The organism is Alteromonas sp. ABH2_165 (genome assembly GCF_056159945.1).
In genome coordinates, this window is the sequence record NZ_JBSWWF010000002.1 from 222825 (window position 1) to 241640 (window position 18816).

At 49.2% G+C, this 18816-nt stretch carries 20 protein-coding genes and 1 pseudogene; 12 read left to right on the top strand and 9 right to left on the bottom strand.

The genetic code is table 11. The features are described from left to right. Positions 1 to 62: 62 nt before the first annotated feature. The 11 genes from ACXAFQ_RS05620 to ACXAFQ_RS05670 all read left to right on the top strand — a co-directional run bounded on the left by ACXAFQ_RS05620 (position 63) and on the right by ACXAFQ_RS05670 (position 10494). Entirely contained in the window at positions 63 to 824 is a 762-nt protein-coding gene (locus ACXAFQ_RS05620) for a substrate-binding periplasmic protein (RefSeq protein WP_474818709.1), read from the top strand. A 204-nt stretch (positions 825 to 1028) separates the two neighbouring features. Then, a complete protein-coding gene (locus tag ACXAFQ_RS05625) occupies positions 1029 to 3245 on the top strand; it encodes a FepA family TonB-dependent siderophore receptor (protein ID WP_474818710.1) in 2217 nt (738 codons plus the stop codon). Positions 3246 to 3305: 60 nt separating this feature from the next. Then, positions 3306 to 4112 carry a DUF3450 family protein gene (locus ACXAFQ_RS05630; RefSeq protein WP_474818711.1) on the top strand — a complete coding sequence of 269 codons (807 nt, stop codon included), beginning with the start codon at positions 3306 to 3308 and terminating at the stop codon, positions 4110 to 4112. Between the two features lies 1 nt (position 4113). Next, a complete protein-coding gene (locus tag ACXAFQ_RS05635; protein ID WP_474818712.1) occupies positions 4114 to 5445 on the top strand; it encodes a MotA/TolQ/ExbB proton channel family protein in 1332 nt (443 codons plus the stop codon). Beyond that, positions 5445 to 5828, top strand: a complete 384-nt coding sequence (locus ACXAFQ_RS05640; protein ID WP_474818713.1) for a MotA/TolQ/ExbB proton channel family protein — start codon at positions 5445 to 5447, stop codon at positions 5826 to 5828. Before ACXAFQ_RS05635 ends, ACXAFQ_RS05640 begins: the two co-directional genes overlap by 1 nt. Next, positions 5821 to 6228, top strand: a complete 408-nt coding sequence (locus ACXAFQ_RS05645) for an ExbD/TolR family protein (protein ID WP_070126390.1) — start codon at positions 5821 to 5823, stop codon at positions 6226 to 6228. The genes ACXAFQ_RS05640 and ACXAFQ_RS05645 overlap by 8 nt, the downstream gene beginning before the upstream one ends. 7 nt (positions 6229 to 6235) lie before the next feature. Next, a complete protein-coding gene (locus ACXAFQ_RS05650; protein WP_474818714.1) occupies positions 6236 to 6859 on the top strand; it encodes an energy transducer TonB in 624 nt (207 codons plus the stop codon). Continuing rightward, positions 6859 to 8232: a tetratricopeptide repeat protein gene (locus ACXAFQ_RS05655; protein ID WP_474818715.1), complete on the top strand. Its 1374-nt coding sequence runs from the start codon at positions 6859 to 6861 to the stop codon at positions 8230 to 8232. The genes ACXAFQ_RS05650 and ACXAFQ_RS05655 overlap by 1 nt, the downstream gene beginning before the upstream one ends. Before the next feature lie 12 nt (positions 8233 to 8244). After that, complete coding sequence (locus ACXAFQ_RS05660) at positions 8245 to 8529, top strand: hypothetical protein (RefSeq protein WP_474818716.1); 285 nt, start codon at positions 8245 to 8247, stop codon at positions 8527 to 8529. 13 nt (positions 8530 to 8542) lie between these two features. Continuing rightward, on the top strand, positions 8543 to 10159 hold the full coding sequence (locus tag ACXAFQ_RS05665) for a PepSY-associated TM helix domain-containing protein (RefSeq protein WP_474818717.1): 1617 nt from the start codon (positions 8543 to 8545) through the stop codon (positions 10157 to 10159). Continuing rightward, positions 10156 to 10494, top strand: coding sequence for a DUF3325 domain-containing protein (locus ACXAFQ_RS05670; RefSeq protein ID WP_474818718.1), 339 nt, complete (start codon positions 10156 to 10158; stop codon positions 10492 to 10494). The genes ACXAFQ_RS05665 and ACXAFQ_RS05670 overlap by 4 nt, the downstream gene beginning before the upstream one ends. Positions 10495 to 10528: 34 nt before the next feature. Here the strand turns inward: ACXAFQ_RS05670 and ACXAFQ_RS05675 are convergent, their stop codons facing one another. From ACXAFQ_RS05675 to ACXAFQ_RS05685, 3 genes are all read right to left on the bottom strand, one after another. Next, complete coding sequence (locus ACXAFQ_RS05675) at positions 10529 to 10822, bottom strand: high-potential iron-sulfur protein (protein WP_474818719.1); 294 nt, start codon at positions 10820 to 10822, stop codon at positions 10529 to 10531. 189 nt (positions 10823 to 11011) lie between these two features. Then, entirely contained in the window at positions 11012 to 11644 is a 633-nt protein-coding gene (locus ACXAFQ_RS05680; RefSeq protein ID WP_474818720.1) for a flavin reductase family protein, read from the bottom strand. Positions 11645 to 11658: 14 nt separating this feature from the next. Continuing rightward, entirely contained in the window at positions 11659 to 11853 is a 195-nt protein-coding gene (locus ACXAFQ_RS05685; protein WP_474818721.1) for a zinc ribbon domain-containing protein, read from the bottom strand. A gap of 131 nt (positions 11854 to 11984) precedes the next feature. Here ACXAFQ_RS05685 and ACXAFQ_RS05690 point away from each other — a divergent pair, with 131 nt between their 5' ends. Continuing rightward, positions 11985 to 14105, top strand: coding sequence for a 3'-5' exonuclease (locus tag ACXAFQ_RS05690; RefSeq protein ID WP_474818722.1), 2121 nt, complete (start codon positions 11985 to 11987; stop codon positions 14103 to 14105). A gap of 446 nt (positions 14106 to 14551) precedes the next feature. Here the strand turns inward: ACXAFQ_RS05690 and ACXAFQ_RS05695 are convergent. From ACXAFQ_RS05695 to aroQ, 6 genes and pseudogenes are all read right to left on the bottom strand, one after another. Next, positions 14552 to 14851 (bottom strand): annotated as a pseudogene (locus ACXAFQ_RS05695) (DUF3750 domain-containing protein); the annotation flags it as partial. Positions 14852 to 15049: 198 nt separating this feature from the next. After that, positions 15050 to 15613, bottom strand: a complete 564-nt coding sequence (locus ACXAFQ_RS05700; protein WP_474818723.1) for an outer membrane beta-barrel protein — start codon at positions 15611 to 15613, stop codon at positions 15050 to 15052. A 229-nt stretch (positions 15614 to 15842) separates the two neighbouring features. Next, positions 15843 to 16295, bottom strand: a complete 453-nt coding sequence (locus ACXAFQ_RS05705; RefSeq protein ID WP_070126398.1) for a DUF2721 domain-containing protein — start codon at positions 16293 to 16295, stop codon at positions 15843 to 15845. A 157-nt stretch (positions 16296 to 16452) separates the two neighbouring features. Beyond that, positions 16453 to 17796 carry an acetyl-CoA carboxylase biotin carboxylase subunit gene (gene accC, locus ACXAFQ_RS05710; protein ID WP_474818724.1) on the bottom strand — a complete coding sequence of 448 codons (1344 nt, stop codon included), beginning with the start codon at positions 17794 to 17796 and terminating at the stop codon, positions 16453 to 16455. 13 nt (positions 17797 to 17809) lie between these two features. Then, positions 17810 to 18274, bottom strand: a complete 465-nt coding sequence (gene accB, locus ACXAFQ_RS05715; protein ID WP_474818725.1) for an acetyl-CoA carboxylase biotin carboxyl carrier protein — start codon at positions 18272 to 18274, stop codon at positions 17810 to 17812. 19 nt (positions 18275 to 18293) lie between these two features. Then, entirely contained in the window at positions 18294 to 18725 is a 432-nt protein-coding gene (aroQ, locus tag ACXAFQ_RS05720; protein ID WP_070126401.1) for a type II 3-dehydroquinate dehydratase, read from the bottom strand. Between the last annotated feature and the right edge of the window lie 91 nt (positions 18726 to 18816).

An 18816-nucleotide genomic window follows, 5' to 3' on the forward strand; every position in this document is an offset into this window, starting at 1 on the left:
AGCGACTAGCATGTTTGTTGGCACCTGCTATGGTTGTAAAAGGTTATTTATAGAATGTAAGTATGCGATATCTGGTCAGGTTCGTGGTGCTTCTGACTGTTGTAACCACATCTTATACTGTGTTTGCTAAACCTGTAGATGTGGTGTCCGGTTGGGATAAACCACCTTATATCATCTCTGAAGGCGATACCGGCTTTGAAATTGAGTTGGTAAAAGCGGTGCTTGCCCTTTCAGGTCGCGACGCCCGGTTGCATTACGTTCCCATGGGGCGCTCTGTCAGGTTGATTGGCGAGCAAGAGGTAGATATTGCCTTGTCTATGAATGAACGTCAGGCGCTTCCCAAGGAGTGGCTTTCTGATGTCTATGTGGTGTACCAGAATGTGGTGATAACCCGGCGTGACCGAAAGGAAATCGTTGGCTCTCTGGATGCCCTTAAAGACATGACTGTCATTGGTTTTCAAACGGCGTCCCAGGCATTGGGGAAGGCATTTTCCGATGTTGTTGCTAACCACTCAGGGTATCTCGAAGTGGCCGATCAGTCTCGTCAGGTGAGTATGCTGTTATTAGGGAGCGTCGATGCGATTGTAATGGACTATCGGATTTTTGAGCATATCCGTAGCACCTTGCCAGAAGATCAGCAAAAGGAGGTTGATTATCACTTTCTTTTCGAGAGTAGTCCCTATCGGGCGGCTATCCCTGATCCTGAACTTCGTCGGGCATTTAACGAAGGATTACAGGCACTGCACGAGAGCGGCGAATATACTGAACTCACCCGCGAGCATCTGCGCACTGTCCTTGCCGCCTCCTACGCGCATATCTTCTAAACCGTTTCCCCCTCTTGTCTGACCAATTATTGTTCAAATTATCTTTACAGAAACTTTAGTAAAAATTAATGTAAATGATAATGATTCTCATCATTATATGTGGTTTAATACTAAAGACTAAGAAAGGTGTGGCCATATCCTCTTCTATTACTTCGTACCGTTTCATCACTCAATTGAGTAACTCAGCGTTTCAAGGAACATAAAATGCCTGATTTAGGTAAGATCATTTTACTCACTGCACTTTTCCCCGGATTATCTGCCAATGTGTTGGCACAAACTGACGATATAGAAACTCTGGACACAACGGTTGTCCAAGCGGCCTCTGAAGAGCTGAAACAGGCTCAGGGTGTTTCTGTTATTACTGAAGAAGATTTCAAGCGCCGTCCGGTGTCAAACGATGTGTCGGAGCTTATCAAAACCATGCCTGGTATTAACCTGACAGGTAACTCCAGTACGGGTCAGTACGGCAACAACCGTCAAATTGATATCCGTGGTATGGGCCCGGAAAACACCCTTATTCTGATCGACGGCAAGCCTGTGCTTTCACGTAATGCGGTGAAAATGGGCCGCTCTGGCGAGCGTAATACCCGTGGTGACAGTAACTGGGTACCACCCGAAGCGATTGAAAGCATCGAAGTAATTCGTGGTCCCGCTGCTGCCCGATATGGTTCTGGTGCATCTGGTGGTGTAATTAACATCATTACCAAAAAGCCTGATGTGGCCGGTGGTAGTGTGACGGTGCAAGCTGAGATCCCAGAAAACTCACTGGAAGGCGGCAACAAACGCGCCGATGTGATTTTAAGTGGCCCACTGTCAGAACGTTTTTCTCACCGTACTATTCTGAACTACAACAAACAGGAAGGCGATTCTCCTGAATTGAACCGTGACGCTACTGTTGAAGGCAGTAACACTGCTGCAGGCGCTGAAGGTGTCGAGAATATCGACTTTCGTACCTTGCTGCGCTTCGACCAGGACGACATTAATACCTGGGAACTGGAAGCCGCCTATAGCCGTCAGGGCAACGAATATGCCGGTGATAATGCCTTCCAGGGCGTAGATAACGCACAAAGTCAGCTATACATTGGTCAGGAAACCAATGTGATGAGAAGAAAAACCATTTCTGGTACACACCGTGGGGATTTTAATTTCGGTGACTCATTCTCCTATATCCAGTTTGAAGAAACAGACAACACCCGCCTGAGCGAAGGCCTGGCCGGTGGCACGGAAGGCCGCTTTAACACTGAAACCGGTGAAACAGTTACTATCATGCTGCGTAACCTGACCGCCAAATCGGAGTGGAATATTCCGCTGGAATTGTTTGGCAAGTCACAAACCATGACGGTAGGTGCAGAATTCCGCGGTGAAAGAATGAACGATCCTTCTTCTTTGCAAGCAGGCATCAACGTGGCTGACGGTGTAGTGATTGATGGCACAGATATCGCCACTGAAGATCGCGACCCGCATTCAAGTGCAGAGCTATACGGCGTGTACGTTGAAGACAACATCATGCTGACCGAAGATGTGATGCTAACCCCAGGGGTTCGTTTTGACCATCACAGTGAAGCGGGCAGCAATGTTTCGCCTAGCTTGAACATGAGCTGGCAGTCAACGTCGGAAGTGTCGTTCCAGGCGGGCATCAGCCGAGCCTTCAAAGCGCCTAACCTGTATCAGACCAACCCGAACTATGTGTACACCACGCGTGGTAACGGCTGTCCGGTTGATTACCCAAGTCAGGGTAGTGGTTGTTCGATTCTAGGTAACCCGGATCTGGAACATGAAACGTCGGTTAACAAAGAAATCGGTGTTAACTATGTCGGTACTGACAACGGGATCAGCGCAGGTTTAACCTATTTCCACAACGATTATAAAAATAAAATCGTAACCGGTAATACGGCGCCAATTTATGTACTAGATGGCGGTAACGCCGACACTTACGTGCAAATTTTCCAGTGGTACAACACCCCGGAAGCGGTTATCGAAGGTCTGGAAGGTAGCTTACTAATTCCGATCACCGATGACATTGAGTGGTCTACCAACGCCACTGTCATGCTGGAATCTGAAGACAAGGAAACCGGACAACCGCTTTCTATTGTGCCTGATTACACCATTAACACCCAGATTGCCTGGTCGGTATCGGAAGACTGGGAACTGGTTGCCAGTGCACAACATTATGGCGAAACGGAAAGCCCAACGGCCAGCACCACCAGTGGTGCCGTTATAGAGAACCCTGAGCCTCGCGAGGCTTATACCATCGTGAACTTAAACAGTGTTTACAGCTACAAAAACATTGATTTTACCTTCACGGTAAAAAATCTGTTTGATAAGACCATTCTGCGTGAAGGCACGCAGACCAATGCAGGTGCTAACACCTACAACGAACCAGGCCGCAACTTCCTGGTATCGGCAACTTATCATTTCTGATAGAACCCACCGGCAACACGCTTCCGTGTTGCCGGTTTTTGCCTTTTGGGACGGAGATTTATGACAACGGAAAAGGGAGGCCTGACAATGCTGAAAAAGCATAAGCTCACCATGATGCTGGCATCACTCATGCTGGCAGGAAGTACTCAGGCTGCCGTGACTGATGAGCTCGATAACCTGACGCGAGAATGGTTACAAATCGAGAGTCAGGAACGGAAATTGGTGATGGACTGGCAAGAGCAGGAACCGATTGTTCGTCAGCGTATCGATTTATTGAAAGCTGAAAAAGCGCAATTGCAGAAAATATTGGCGACGAGTAATGACTCGCAAGATGATGTTGATGCGCGCAGAAACGAACTCCTGGCGGAACAAAATGCGCTGGAAAGTCAGCAAGCAGACGTGACTGGTGCACTGAATGCGCTGGTTGGACGGGTGAATAGCTTGTACGAAAATCTGCCTCCCCCTTTACGTTTTAACTGGGACAAAGAAGATGCCGCTTTAGAAGGCGACAGTTCTGACAACCCTTCACAGATTTTACAGGTTGCGCTGGCTAAGTTGTCCAGACTGGAACAGTTCGACAGCAAACTCACCGTAAACGAAGACGTGTTAACAACACCAGACGGTAAAGAGGTCGTCGTCAAGCAGCTCTATCTTGGCTCACAACTCGCCTGGTTTGCGAATAACGATGGCAGCATTGCAGGCTCTGGTTATCCGGAAAACGGTAAGTGGGAATGGCACTTCGGCGGCGATGCTGATGGTCAAGCCATTGCCAGAGCGGTAGCCGTGTTCGAACGTCGCCAGCAACCCGAATTTATTTCCCTGCCGCTTCCGTTTGGCGGCGCAGGTACCACAGGCGGAGGTCGCTAACATGAAGAAGCATTTATTACTCTGCCTGAGCTTGTTGGTAGCCCTGTCTTTCGGAGCTAACGGACAGCAACAAGATATGCTGAATAAGATTGAAAGCGCGAAGCGTAGCCTGAGTAATGCGGAGAATCGCATCGTGAAGGAGCGCGTTTCCCTTTCGTCTACGTTGAGTCAATTGGAAAAAGACGTGATGTCGCTGCGTGACAAAACTGCAGTGGCCCGTCGCCTCGCCGATGAAAAAACGCTTAGCTTGCAAAAACTGGAAGAGCGCCTTGGCGAATGGAAAGAACAGCAAACGTATCAACAAAACCTGCTCAACCGTTTCTTGCAGCAGCAGGGGTTGAGCTTTACCGACGTTAACGCCATGAACACGGCCGATAAGATGGCAGCAGTGTCGGATGCCGCGGTTAAAACCGCCACCTTACCAGAATGGACTAACCGTACCCTGGTGATGGCAAACGGTGAACTGGCTGATGTGCCTTCGCTGGCCGTTGGACCGGTAACCTGGTTTAAAAATAACGGCACCGTGGGTTTGGCGGAATCGGTTTCTGGCCGTTTGCAAACCAAAGGGATGTTGCCGTCTGGACTGGCGTCTAGCATGCTCGACGAAGCCAGTACCGTGGTACTCGACCCGACTCTGGGGCGGGCACTTACCCGTGAATCTGCCAATGAAGGCGTAATTGAACATGTGGTAAAAGGCGGGATCTGGGTTGTGCCAATTTTACTATTTGCACTTATTGCTACGGTTATTGGCTTATTCAAAGTAGTACAACTGGTGCGTCTGCCTAAAGTTATTCCGGTACGCTCTCAGGCTATGCTCGACAAACTCCTGCAAACCGGTGGCGCAGCACGCGCCCAGTTCAAAGGCATGCAGGCAAATCTGTTGTCCATTGCTGAGCAGGCAACCACGTTCCGTGAACGGGACGATCAACTGTTTGTGCAACTTCAGCAAGACAGACAAACTTTAGATAAATGGATCAATGCCGTGGCAGTAACCGCGGCCGTTGCACCACTGTTAGGTTTGCTTGGTACGGTAAGCGGTATGATTGAAACCTTCCGCATGATGACATCGTTTGGTTCCAGCGACCCGGAAGTCATTTCCGGCGGTATCGCTAAAGCACTGGTTACCACAGAGCTGGGTCTGATTGTGGCCATTCCTGCATTAATCATGAATGCGCTGCTTAGCCGCAAGGCGCGTCAGTATTACAACGAACTGGAAAACTTCGCCCTTATCTTAAGCGGCGATGAAGGCGAAGATACCCACGATTTACCTGCTAATAAGCAGGATGATAATGGCGAACTGATGGGATCAGCCCATCCCGCAGGAGCCGGCTGATGATGGAACTGTTCACGGGTAATCCGTTGTGCTGGGCAATGGTGGCAGTGGGTTGGTTTGCGTTTCAGCAAATCTGGATGCTGTATCTCACCCGCTTCGACAAGGACGTGCAGAAGAAAGATAGCAACCCGCTTATGACACCGTCGGTGCTGGTGGGGGCACTGCCGCTGATGGGACTACTGGGCACGATCATGGGCCTGCAAGGCAGCTTCACCGGCATGATGACCGATGGTGCAGACAGTCAAATCGTGTCGGCGGGTATTGCCGATGCTTTATTCACTACTCAGCTGGGATTGGTCATGGCGATCCCCGGATGGTTGTGTCTGTCTTATGTGAAAGGACATTTGCAGGATATTGAGGAAGGCGAGGTGAATCATGGCTAGTCGTTTAAAACGCAAGCTGGAAGCCCAGCCAATGCAATCCATTGATATGTCACCGCTGTTGGATGTGGTGTTTATTCTGCTGATTTTCTTCATTGTTTCGACGGTGTTTGTGAAAGAAACCGGGGTCGAAGTGGACAAGCCACAGGCCATATCAGCGCAGAAGCTTGATCAGATGTCTATTCTCATCGCAATTACCAGTAACGGCGAAGTGATGTACGACAGCACCAATATTGGCGTTGCTGGCGTGCGGGGTACGGTGGAGCAATTGTTGGTTCAGGATGAACGTCCGGTTGTGTTGCAAGTGGACAAAACGGTATCTACCGACCTGCTGGTCGAAGTGATTGATGCCGCGAAAATGGCCGGTGCCGTGGATGTGAATATCGCCACCGCCAAACTGTGAGGGAGTCATGAAAAATCAACTTTCAGCATTTTTATTGAGTGGCGGCGTGATGGCAGTATCGCTGGGTGTGCTCACCTTGGGGTACTACTTAAACGACGTCAGTGGGCCTGAGCTTGAGATACGCAAAATGGATATTGCCATTGCTCAACCGCCGCCCCCTCCACCGCCTCAGAGTCAGCAGGTTACCGAACAAGCCGATGTGAACATGCAGGTTGAAGGGGCCGGTGCACCGGTGTCGATGGCAGATATTAAGGTTGATCCTGAAATCGAAATCGATAAGCCGGAACGTCCTGACGTGGCAATGGCGCAACCAGACTGGAGTGCGCCCGAGGTTGATTGGGATGCCTACGGTTTAAGTGAGCTTGATGGCCGCCCAACACTGTTAACGCCGGTGAAAATTCGTTTTCCAAAGCAGCTTAAGCGACGGGGCGTAGAGCGTGTAGTGGTGAAGCTGGATGTGATGATTGATGAAAAAGGCGACGTGACCCTCATCAGTATTGTCGACAACCCCCATCACGAATTAAACCGAGAAATTCAGCGATTTGTTAAAGGCAGTAAGTTTACCGCCCCGCATAAGGCCGATGAAGCAGTAAGGGCTCGGTTTATCTGGCCTGTGGAGATTGAAGCATAATGAACACAACCCTCTCTTTTAAACGAGCGATCTGCAGCGCTTTATTGATTGGCAGTTTCTCGCAGGCGCAGGCTGATGTGCAGGTCACGCTAGACGAACCAGACTGGTCGTTTAGCTATCGCCAGAGCAAAGGTGCTCATCATAGCGGCCGGGTGAATCGCGATGAAGGTAAGTTCTTCAATGATGTTCAGCCGCTGTTACAAAAGCAGGATTACAAAGGCGTGATTCAGGCTTACGACACCTACCAGCAGGAACATGAAAACGTGAGCGCAACCCTGCATGAAATGATGGGGCAGGTTTTCTTAAGCGTGAAACGTAACAGTGATGCGAAGAAACACTTCGAACTGGCGCTGACAGAAGATGCGGCGTCAGCGACGTCCCACCGCGGCTTGAGCATGATTTACATGCTGGAAGAGAATTACCCCAAAGCCCGGGACCACGTGGTAAAAGCCATAGAGTTGGGGGTTACCGACAGTCAGGTGTATGGACAGTTGGGTTACCTGAACCTGCAACTTGAAAAGCCACGCAGCGCCATCGGCGCCTATCAGAATGCAATGATGCTGGAGCCAGCGAATGGTCAGTGGGCACAAGGACTATTGTTCGCACTAATCGCCAGCGATGCCCTTCCACAAGCATCGGCACTGGTTAGCGAAATGCTGAACGAAAAGCCAGACAGCCCCCGTTTGTGGCTGCAACGTAGCCAGATTGCCATGAAGGGGCAGGATGACTTAACCGCCATCAGTAGTCTTGAAACAGCGTTGACCCTTGGCGAAAAACGTCCGGATAACCTTACCACACTGGCAAAACTACACGTTAAGTCTGGTAGTCCTAACCGTGCTGTTGATCTCCTTTCTGATAACGCTGCAACACTGTTGGCAAGTAACAATGATGGTGCGCAAACCATGCTGGATATCGCCAACTGGTTGGCCGCAAGTCAGGATTGGAATAACCTGTCGGGATTAGTGACCACACTGGATAAAAACAGCAAACGTCTAAGCAGCGAAAATGTGGCATCGCTAAATGTGATGAAAGCAAATCTGGCGATATCCAATAACCAGACTAGCAAAGCTCAGGACTATCTGCTGTCGGCGATTAAGTCCTCTCCGGCGAATGGCGATGCGCTAATGACATTGGCCGCCTTGCTGCGAAAGCAGAATAAAGATGAAAACGCCAAAATGTATTACCTGCGAGCAGAAGCACTACCAGCTTATAAAGAGCGGGCAATGCTAGGTCGGGCACAGGTTGCGATTAATCAGAAGCAATATAACGATGCGTTAGGTCTGCTAAGGCAGGTCTACAAATCGAATCCGGGGCGAAATGACTTACTAAGCAATATTCAGTCGCTTGAAAACATTGTGAAGAATGCTTCGTAGATGAAAACACTTATGAATACATGGAATGCTTCACCAGCCACAGCAATCACCCTACGGGTAGTGATTGCGGTGGCAGGCGGTTACGCCGCGTCTACGGCGATCAGTTTGTTGTTTGCCGCCATGAATGAAATGTCAGACAGGCAAGAAGTGGCTTTTATAAGAATGGTGTTTTTCCTCGTTTATACGGTTTACATCATTTGGATTTTCGCGATAAACGACCTTCAAAAGGTGCTTGTTACAGGGCTTGCAACCAATGCTGTGGCCTGGGCACTCGTTTGGTCTGGCGTATTTTCATAAAAGGAATTTCTGAATGAAAGGTTCTCTTCGTCAGTCAATGACCTGGTTACACACCTGGAGTAGCATTACTGCAGGTTGGATCCTGTTTGCTATTTTCTTTACCGGCACACTGGCATTTTTCCGGGCAGAAATAACCCATTGGATGCAGCCAGAACTTCACGTGTCGACACCGTCTGAAAACAGTGCAGAGGTCGGCTATCAATATTTGCTGAACAAGGCACCAGACGCTAAAGAGTGGAGTATCTCTTTACCCACGGAACGCTCAGAAACCGTGAGCGTGAGTTGGCGCTACGGTAATGAGCGTGGTCGGGAGCAGCTCTTTGCCCAACGTTCTCAGTTAGATGCGTCTACCGGCGAAGACCTCGCACCCCGTGACACTGCAGGCGGCAACTTTCTTTATCGCTTTCACTTCGAGCTTTATGCTATGCCCCGTTGGCTAGGAGAAACGCTGGTTGGTATCGTCAGCATGATGATGCTCATTGGTATTGTCAGTGGGGTCATTATGCACCGCAAAATATTCGCTGACTTTTTCATGTTCCGGCCGAAGAAAAAACTGCTGTCATGGATAGACGGGCACGTGCTGGCCTCGGTATTAGCCTTGCCTTTCCATTTAATGATTACCTTCTCAGGGCTACTGCTCCTCGGCGGCACTTTGCTTCCCTGGAATGGTAATGGTGGCGGCCACGGTGGACCCCCAGGAGGCAGCGGGCCGCAGGAGCGTGGCGGCAGACCGGCCGAGGTTGTTAACGCCGAGCCTATCGCCCCGCATATTAATCATTCCGCACTATTAGCCACTATCATGGCAAAAGCGTCTGCGCATTGGGGCGTACCGGTAGACCGTATTACCATTAAAAACCCGGGTACCGAGAACACAACGTTTACCGTATCTGGTGCGAACCGTGTTGAGTTGTCGGCAGGGCGAGGCGGAAACAGCGGTCTGGTTTATAATGCTTCAGGCGCTTTGATTAGCGAAGACCCGGCAAGCACCGCGCCGAATACCACGCAGGCCGTTTACAACTACATGGACATGTTGCATCAAGCACGGTTCGCCGACTCAGTCACCCGCTGGTTGCTTTTCTTTGCCGGTATTCTCGGCACGCTTATGGTGGGCACTGGCTCAATTTTGTGGGTCGAGAAACGGGCTAAGAAACAAATGGGCCTGAAAGGGTTTGAGTTGGTTAGAGGCACCAATATTGGTGCAATTGCGGGTTTGATGGTTGCCACCGGCGCTTACTTCTGGTCGAACAGGTTGATCCCTGCCGATATGGCGATGCGAAGTGATTGGGAAGTGCGGGTCTTTTTTATAGCCTGGTTAGCTTGTGTTATTGCCGGTTTATTGCGAAGAGATCGGATGGGTTGGCTATGGCAAACGGCCGCAGCAGCGGCACTGTTCTCATTGCTGCCGGTTCTGGATGTGGTTACGTCACCTGTTGGTGTGCCCGACGCGTTGAGAATGGTGTTTGATATTGCCTGTATTCTTATTGGTATTTTGTGCTGGTATGCCGTAGTAAAACTGAAAAACGGTGGTAAACCAAAGCGAAGATCGGCTGCGGCGAATCGTAAGCCCGACGCCGACAATATGAAACCAGTGCGTCCTCGCGGAAGAACCAAAACGGAGCAACCAGCATGATGACCCTATTGTGTTTAGTGCTTTGCTGCATAGGGTTTATGCATTTTTCCATGGCGAATACAAAGCACTTTAATGCCGTTACTGGCAAGGATCTTGATGAAATCGTCTACGGTAAAATCATTTTCCAGGTGCTGGGTAGTAGTTTTCTACTTGTTGCTACCTGGCCTGCCATTGCGGGATGGGAAATGGAAATCGGGCTGGTGGTGTGGTGCGGACTAATGCATGTTGCCGCGGTAATGGTGTCACTGTTTTACACCTATCTCCCCGGTTTTGTGCGCGTGTGTTGGATGTGGCTCATGCCAGGCGGTTTACTACAGCGGGCAATTGCCCGCTGAGGCCGACATACTAAAAGAGGTCACCACAAAGCTATCAGCCTGGTAGCTTCACCCAAATTTTGCAGTAGCCATTGCTGTTAACCAAACGGCCAGCAAAGGCTTTGCAAGGGCGGTACGCATCGCCTTCAGCGCCATCGATGTACATGCAATTGCTGCAGGTGCTGCCTTCTACTGGCGACGTTTCTGCGTATTCGAGGGCTTTCGCATCCGCATCGGACGGCGACACTTTTTCCTGTGCATTCGCTCTCAGTGCAACGCCACTGAAGGTTAACCCTATCAATGCGCCGCCAGACATTTTTAAAAATTTACGCCTGTCTGCATTACTCATAGTGAACTCCGATAAGCTTTGCTTCACAACAAGCTTACACGATGAAAAATAAAAAAAACTGCATAACGCAGGCTTTGTTGCCATTGTTATACGTTAGATCTTAGCATCTGCCAATCGGTTCCATAGTAAATTTGCGGCAGATTAAATGTTCTTCACGCCAACATCGATGACCCGGTGAAGCCGAATAGCCTAATCAATTCGCGTAAGTGGCCGGTCGGGTTTAGCGTAAGCATAACGGGCGATTTTTTGTGGCTGGTGATAAGTATCCAGTCCGCTCACGCAGGCAAGGCCTAGCGCATCCAGCGCAATTTGCCCATCTGCTCCAACCGCCTCTGGGTGAACCATGACGTGCTGAACCCGGCCAACGACCAGAATCGTTTTATTGCAGTGTAGATGGGTAACCTCTTCCACCGACAAGCCAATTTTCAGGGGGCTTTCCTGCACGAAAGGAGCCGGGAACGGTTCGATAAACTCGGGCGTGAGGCCTACAGCGTCAAATTCACTCATGGCTTTGTCGTATCGCGCAGCGGTTTGGTGCGCTTTGTCTGTCCAGTCTGCTGATACGGCATTCAGCGTATATTCACCGGCTTCAGTCAGATTTTCCAAACTATGACGGGATACTGAATCTGGGCGGAACAAAATGCCCATTAGAGGAGGATGGGCGCCCACGTGAAAGGCTGAGCTGACAATCGCCAGGTTGTGCGTTTTACCATCGGTAGTGCCAACCAGATTGGCACTTTTGTAACCCGACAAGCAGTTCACAAAGTTAGTACGAAAGGCTTTGTCGGCCTGCTCTAAATCGTCACACGTATAATGCTGCATTGTACTCATCCTACTCAGGCATTTTCCTGTTCAACCTGAACGGACAGGTTGCCACTCTCGCCTGTTACTGTCATCTCAATGGGTTGGCAGCATACCTGACAATCCAGCACCTGCATAACATCAATATCATTCAGTTCATCAATCTCTACTTCGTTCGGTTCCATACAGTAAGGGCAGTGAAACGTCATCGGTGTGGCAAGACTCATCATGTACTCTCTTATCTTTGTGTGATGTTGAGTGGTTACGAAACACCTCGGCTTACGGATTTAATGAAAATCGGCTTGATCGTCACTTCTGTATAAATATACACTTGGTTGGGTGTACAGTGTTGGTGTGAAAAATGCGCAAGACGTTACCTGAAAAATACTACCTCGATCATTTTAGTGAATTTCTGGCTTTCTTCTCTGGAGCCAGCGCGGCTTTGCTGGATGAAAAAAGTCGCAGGTTTATTGCTGATTTTGAAGCGTTACCAGAGCCACAACAGTGCATTATTGCCCGTGCTGCAAACCGAAAATACGCCATCATCAATCGCGAACACTTCTATTACGAAGAAATAAACCAGCCACAGGTGCAACTCGATGCGTTAATTACCAGCGGCTGGTTTGGCCCGTTATCTGAAGCCCCAGTGTGGGAAATGGCCGGTATGCTGACCAAAGCCGATGTGCTGCAGTGTCTGCGGGATCTGGGCGTTTCCGGATTCGTAGTGTCGGCAAAAAAAGCAGAGCTGATGACCTTACTGTTTGATGTCGTTGAAACACAGGGTTGGCCGTCGTCATTGTCGGTGGAGCATTTACTGTTCTGTCGTTTTGATAGTGCCATGCGCTACCTGCTATTTTTGTATTTTGGCAACAACAAAGGGCGGCTGAACCAGTTTTCCATGCGCGATTTGGGCATTATGCGAACCCGACAGCAGGCGGTGTCTGATCAGGCGCGATTTGATATACCGGAAGATGCGCTGGCGGCCTTTCATTATGCCAGCGGTGCCGAAGAATTCGATTTTCTTAACAATAATGAGCTGTTAGCACTGGGCGCAAAGCCGCAGCCCGAAACATTTTCCACCATTTCCCAGGTTTATGCCGAACGCTATCACACCAAATTGGGGTCAAAGCTATTGAGCATTGACCGCCATGCTGCGCTGAAATTTCTGGAAAAAGCGCCGGGGGATGCTGCAAAAGAAAAATGGCTACGTGAAGCCTACAAAGAGGGCCGAAAAGACGAGGTGAAAGCACAGCTGGAAGGCATCATCGACTCTCCTGCCTCCGATACCCTGCTCGCCTTTGCAGAAGATTTCTATCAGCGCAAATACCATAAAAAGCGCACCAGCGTGGTTACCGACATGCTGCGTAATGCCTCGCGCACACTGCAACTGGATGAAAGCCAAAACCAGGCCGTAGAGCAAGGCGTGATAGCTTGGTACAAACGCCATAATATTGAGGCGTGGCGCACGGAAAACCGGCTGTGGAGGAGCTTATTTGCGCTCACCTTCTGGCCTATTTTGTTTGAAAAGGATGCGCCGGTTACCGAGTTCGATCGTCGCCCGCAAAGCCTGAAAAACAATGCTTTTTACGCCACCTTTCGCACTGACATCGATGCGCTGCTAGCCAAAGTAGACAATGCTGCGGCCCTGATGAAACATATTGCAGCCATGGCGGCAGCCCATTATGGCAAAGCCAATAGCTTATTTTTGTGGGGCACGAAGGTGCTCGATCCCATCAAAGGGTTGCTTGCACATGCACCTATTGAGCAAGTGCTTCAGGTGATTAAAATGATGGCCGAAGACTTTAACAGCTTACGCGATGGCTTCCCCGACATTATGGTGCTGGAAAACGGCTTATTGCGGTTCGAAGAGATTAAAGCGCCTGGTGATCAACTGCGGCGCAATCAGCTGGTAAGTATCCAAAAACTGCAGCAGGCTGGCTTTGAAGTGCAGATCACGCAGGTCAGCTGGTATCGCGATCCGCAGCAACCTTACGCGGTGGTTGATATTGAAACCACCGGTGGACACAGTCAGTATCATCGCATAACCGAAGTTGGCATCGTGAAAATAGTGAATGGTGAAGTGGTGGACGAATGGCAAAGCCTGATTAATCCGCAGCGCCACATTCCCTCCAATATTACCCGGCTCACCGGCATCAGTAATAACATGGTGGTGGATGCGCCTGTATTTGCCGAGGTTGCCGATGCCATTGACGAATTTACTCAGGACTGCGTGTTTGTGGCCCATAATGTGAATTTTGATTATGGCTTTATCAAGCAGGAATTTGCCCGTCTTGAGCGCCCGTTCCGACGACCGAAACTGTGTACAGTGAGAGAGTCGCGAAAGGCGTTTCCTGGGTTACCGTCTTATTCGTTGGCAAACCTCACTAAACATTTCGAAGTGAAAATGGAGCAACATCACCGCGCGCTTTCGGATGCCAGAGCTGCGGCAGAATTGTTAGTGATGTCGCAGCAGGTTGACTAAAAAAACCTTAATGTTAGAAATTGAACTGCCTCTTATTCTTCTACAGTAAAAAGTACGCACTGTTGAAAGTGCTTACGCGTTCTTGCTTTGCCCGCCCCCTCCGGCGGGCTTTTTTCTTTCGGATATTTAAGCGCTTCTGGTAAAGCACATTAACGAACGCATCTTCGATACAAAAAAATGGAATTCAAAAGATAAAAAAGAGGCCAGCATCCGGCTGGCCTGAAAGGAACGTAATGGAGGAGGACTCCAATGTAGGAAACACACAAGCCACAGAGTGCAGCTTTGAAAGATTCAAGGTCATCGGGAGAGATGCAAAGTAGGCTAGCTACCTCTTGAGTGTATTCATAATATACCTGACCACTTGGTCTGAAAATGTAGAAAAAGTGATTGTTGAAATCGCTTTTTACGAATGATCACAATAACCGCTATCCGAGTATTAGGATGGTTCAATCGGCGTAGCCTGAGCCAATAGCATTAAACGGCATATCCAGCTCCAATTCAGGAACTTGTAAACCTACCCAAGCAGGAAAAGTATTGCTGTTGGGGCCAGGAAACAGTGTGTATTCATTGGCATAAGGATAGCGGGCGATGGCGGCTTCCACGTCGGGTAGCAATTTAGCTGCCTTTTCACCCGTTACCGACAATACCTTTTCTGGCTTCGCACCATACCAGTAGCGATCGGGGTTTTCTGTGGTGAACGAACGTAATGCCGGTGATCCACTTCGCACCCGCCCGTGAGTAACATCAGACTTAAAAGAAAAATTCTTCGCATGTAAGTTCTCCTGTTCGCAAATTTATACTGTGAAAGTAGTGAACAGGATACAACTGGGTTTCGGTAGCTGAACCGATCTTCGGGGCGGGTGTGGAGTTAAGTTGAATAGATAGCAAAAGACCCGGCATGTACCGGGTCTCCAAAGGTGGTATTTACGTTTGTGCGTCAGCTATCAGAAACGGTAGCCCAAGCCACCCATAAAGGCCACGGATGCAGAATCATTTTGCACAGAGACAACAGAGGATTCGAGTTTCAGATACAAACCTGAAGCTTTACCGGAAAGTGTGAAACGTACACCCAAACCCGCCATTACGCCGTTGTCCGAATATTCGAGCTCACTTTCTCTGCTATAACAGTTGTAGTAGTCACAGTAGTACTGGTAAGACTCGATAGATTCATCAATCTTCCCATAGCCAACCTTGCCATAGAACCGGAACCAGTCAGTGTTAAAATCGTGACCAATGTTAAAGCCTAGATAGCTAACTTTTACCTCGTAGTCATCATCGCCATCACCACTGGCAAACTTGGCTTCGATACCAACAATTTCATTGAAGTCGTAGCCGATTTCTCCATAGCCGCCAGAGTATTCGCACTGGGTACAGTCTGCGTTAACTGCTGTGAAAACACCGCCACCAATTAAAAAACCTGCAGGATCATTTGCGGGGTCTTCCTGAGCGATCAGAGGGGCAGATAACGGGGCGAGTAAAAGCGGAACGTATTTAAAAATAGATGACAAAGTTACTTCTCCTTAGACAAATGCCATTTGATGCCGGAAAAGACAGTTTGGGCGCAGAAACACTCCTGCTCACAGCGCCAACGAACTTCCGACGGCGCACAAGGTAATAGGTAAGTAATTGTCATGCAATTAGATTTCGGAATATTAAACTATACGTATATGTGCGAATAAACGCGTAAACCAAAAACACCCGCTAATGCGGGTGCTATTGATGGGAACGTGCAGTGATCTAGTCTAGCGACCGCACCGAGCGGAATATGTCGATGGTCTTGGTGGCGAGCCGTATTTCAATCAGAAACACCAATAGAGCACTAACCAGAAATGCCATCGCTAACATAAATAGCGTGATCACCATGACGTTCAGATTTAAACGCCATAATTCTCCTGCGAACAAAGACATGATGACGGTACAAACCAACAGGCCAGAAGAGACACATAAACCGATAGCCCAGTTTATTACTTTGATACGTCGCCATAGCACCAGAATCTCGCGCTTGTTGCGTTGTATTCGCTCTGCGTCGGCGAAGGTTTGGATATTTCTTTCTGCAACCCGTACCCGGTCTGAAATCCGGCCTAAACGTCCAGACATCACATTGAGAAAACCGGCGATACCGGCGAGTAAGAATACCGGAGCGACGGCAATTTTTATCAGTTCAGACAAGGGGGTAATAAGCGTTTCCAAAAGCAGGCCTATTCATTGTTATGATTATTTTAGGGGCTATATTAAATCAGCTGAATATCGTCGTCAGCAATAATTCTGTGCATAACTTTGATAACGCTAATTCTTAAGCGCAAACAAAAACACCCGCAGAAGCGGGTGTTTTGAAAAGATAGCAGGCTTATGCCATGCCGAGTTTCTTCTCGAGGTAGTGGATGTTCGTTCCACCGGCACAGAAGTTCTCGTCAGCCATAATACGACGCTGCAGCGGGATGTTAGTTTTGATCCCTTCGATGACCAGCTCGTCCAGCGCGTGGCGCATACGGGCGATGGCTTCATCACGGCTTTCACCGTAAGTGATCAGTTTACCAATCATTGAATCATAGTACGGCGGTACAGTGTAGCCGCTGTAAATGTGTGATTCCCAGCGAACGCCCAGACCACCCGGTGAGTGGAAAGTGCTGATCAGGCCCGGACTTGGAATAAAGGTTTCCGGATCTTCAGCGTTGATACGACATTCGATAGCGTGACCGCGAACCTGTACCTGAGACTGATCGACAGATAGCGGTTGACCGCCTGCAATGCGCAGCTGCTCTTTAATTAAGTCTACGCCGGTGATCATTTCTGAAACCGGGTGCTCAACCTGAATACGGGTGTTCATTTCAATGAAGTAGAACTCGCCATTTTCGTACAGGAACTCGAACGTACCTGCGCCGCGATAACCGATTTCAACACAAGCTTTACAGCAGCGCTCACCAATCTTGTTACGCATCTGCTCAGAGATTCCTGGCGCTGGCGCTTCCTCAACCACTTTCTGGTGGCGACGCTGCATCGAACAGTCACGCTCACCTAAGTGAATCGCGTTGCCTTGGCCGTCAGACAGTACCTGAATTTCAACGTGACGTGGGTTTTCAAGGAATTTTTCCATGTAAACCACTGGGTTACCAAACGCCGCACCGGCTTCAGCTTGTGTGGTTGCGATAGATTGAATCAGTTCGCTTTCGCTACGTACAACACGCATACCACGACCACCACCACCACCGGCGGCTTTAACGATAATTGGATAACCAATACGTTTAGCGATGGCTCTGTTGCGTTCTTCGTCGTCAGTCAGTGGGCCATCAGAACCTGGTACACAAGGTACACCAGCTTTCTTCATGGCGTTGATAGCAGAAACTTTGTCACCCATCAGATTGATGGTGTCTGCTTTTGGACCAACAAAGATAAAACCGCTTTTCTCGACCGCTTCAGCAAACGCTGCGTTTTCCGCCAGGAAACCGTAACCAGGGTGGATTGCGATAGAGTTGGTTACCTCTGCCGCTGCAATGATGCGCGGAATGTTGAGGTAACTTTCAGTTGCAGACGCACCACCAATACAGATTGATTCATCTGCCAGCAATACGTGTTTTAAGTTTCTGTCCGCAGTGGAATGTACCGCCACGGTTTTGATGCCTAGCTCTTTACAGGCACGCAAAATCCGCAGGGCAATTTCGCCGCGGTTAGCAATAAGTACTTTATCTAACATAGATACCGCCCGATTATTCGATGATGAACAGTGGCTGATCGAACTCTACAGGCTCTTGGTTATCTACCAGAATAGCTTTGATGACACCGGCTTTGTCAGCTTCGATCTGGTTCATCATTTTCATTGCTTCGATGATACACAGTGTGTCGCCAACGTTAACTGACTGGCCTACTTCCGCGAACGCTTTTGCCGTTGGAGAAGATGCACGGTAGAACGTACCAACCATTGGTGACTTTACCTGATGGCCAGTAGGGCCCGCTTCAACAGCAGGTGCTGCTTCAGCAGCTGGAGCGGCAGCAGGAGCCGGAGCAGCAGCGGGTGCTGGAGCAGGCGCTGCATAGTTATAAGTCATTGGTGCGGCAACACCAGTAGGACCACGGTGGATTCGAACAGACTCTTCGCCCTCGGTGATTTCCAGTTCGGCAATACCGGATTCTTCAACCAGTTCGATGAGTTTTTTAATTTTTCTGATATCCATTGTCATTTCTCGTTCTAATTTAGTTTTGTAAGTTCAGAGCAGCCGTCAATGCGAGCTCATAACCTATGGCTCCTAAGCCAAGGATGACACCGGCAGCAACGTCAGATAGATATGAATGGTGGCGGAAAGGTTCCCTTGCATGCACATTTGACAGGTGCACTTCAATGAAAGGAATGTTTACACTTAGCAGTGCATCCCGTAATGCAACGCTGGTATGGGTGAAAGCCGCCGGATTAATAATAATCGCGTCGATATTACCCATGGCGTCATGGATGCGGTTGATCAGTTCAAATTCAGCATTAGACTGAAAATGGTGCAGCGTGGCGCCTGCCGCACTGGCTTTTTCGGCCAGATTATCGACAATGTCCTGTAGCGTCTGGTAACCGTACGTTTCCGGTTCACGCTTGCCCAACATATTCAGGTTAGGGCCATTAAGTAACAAAATTTCCATAAAACTGCTGCTATCTTGCTTATAAGTGACTGCTTGCAACGCATTTCAACAGAAAATAAGTCTGCTTGCACGAAATTTAAACTGGGTTCAG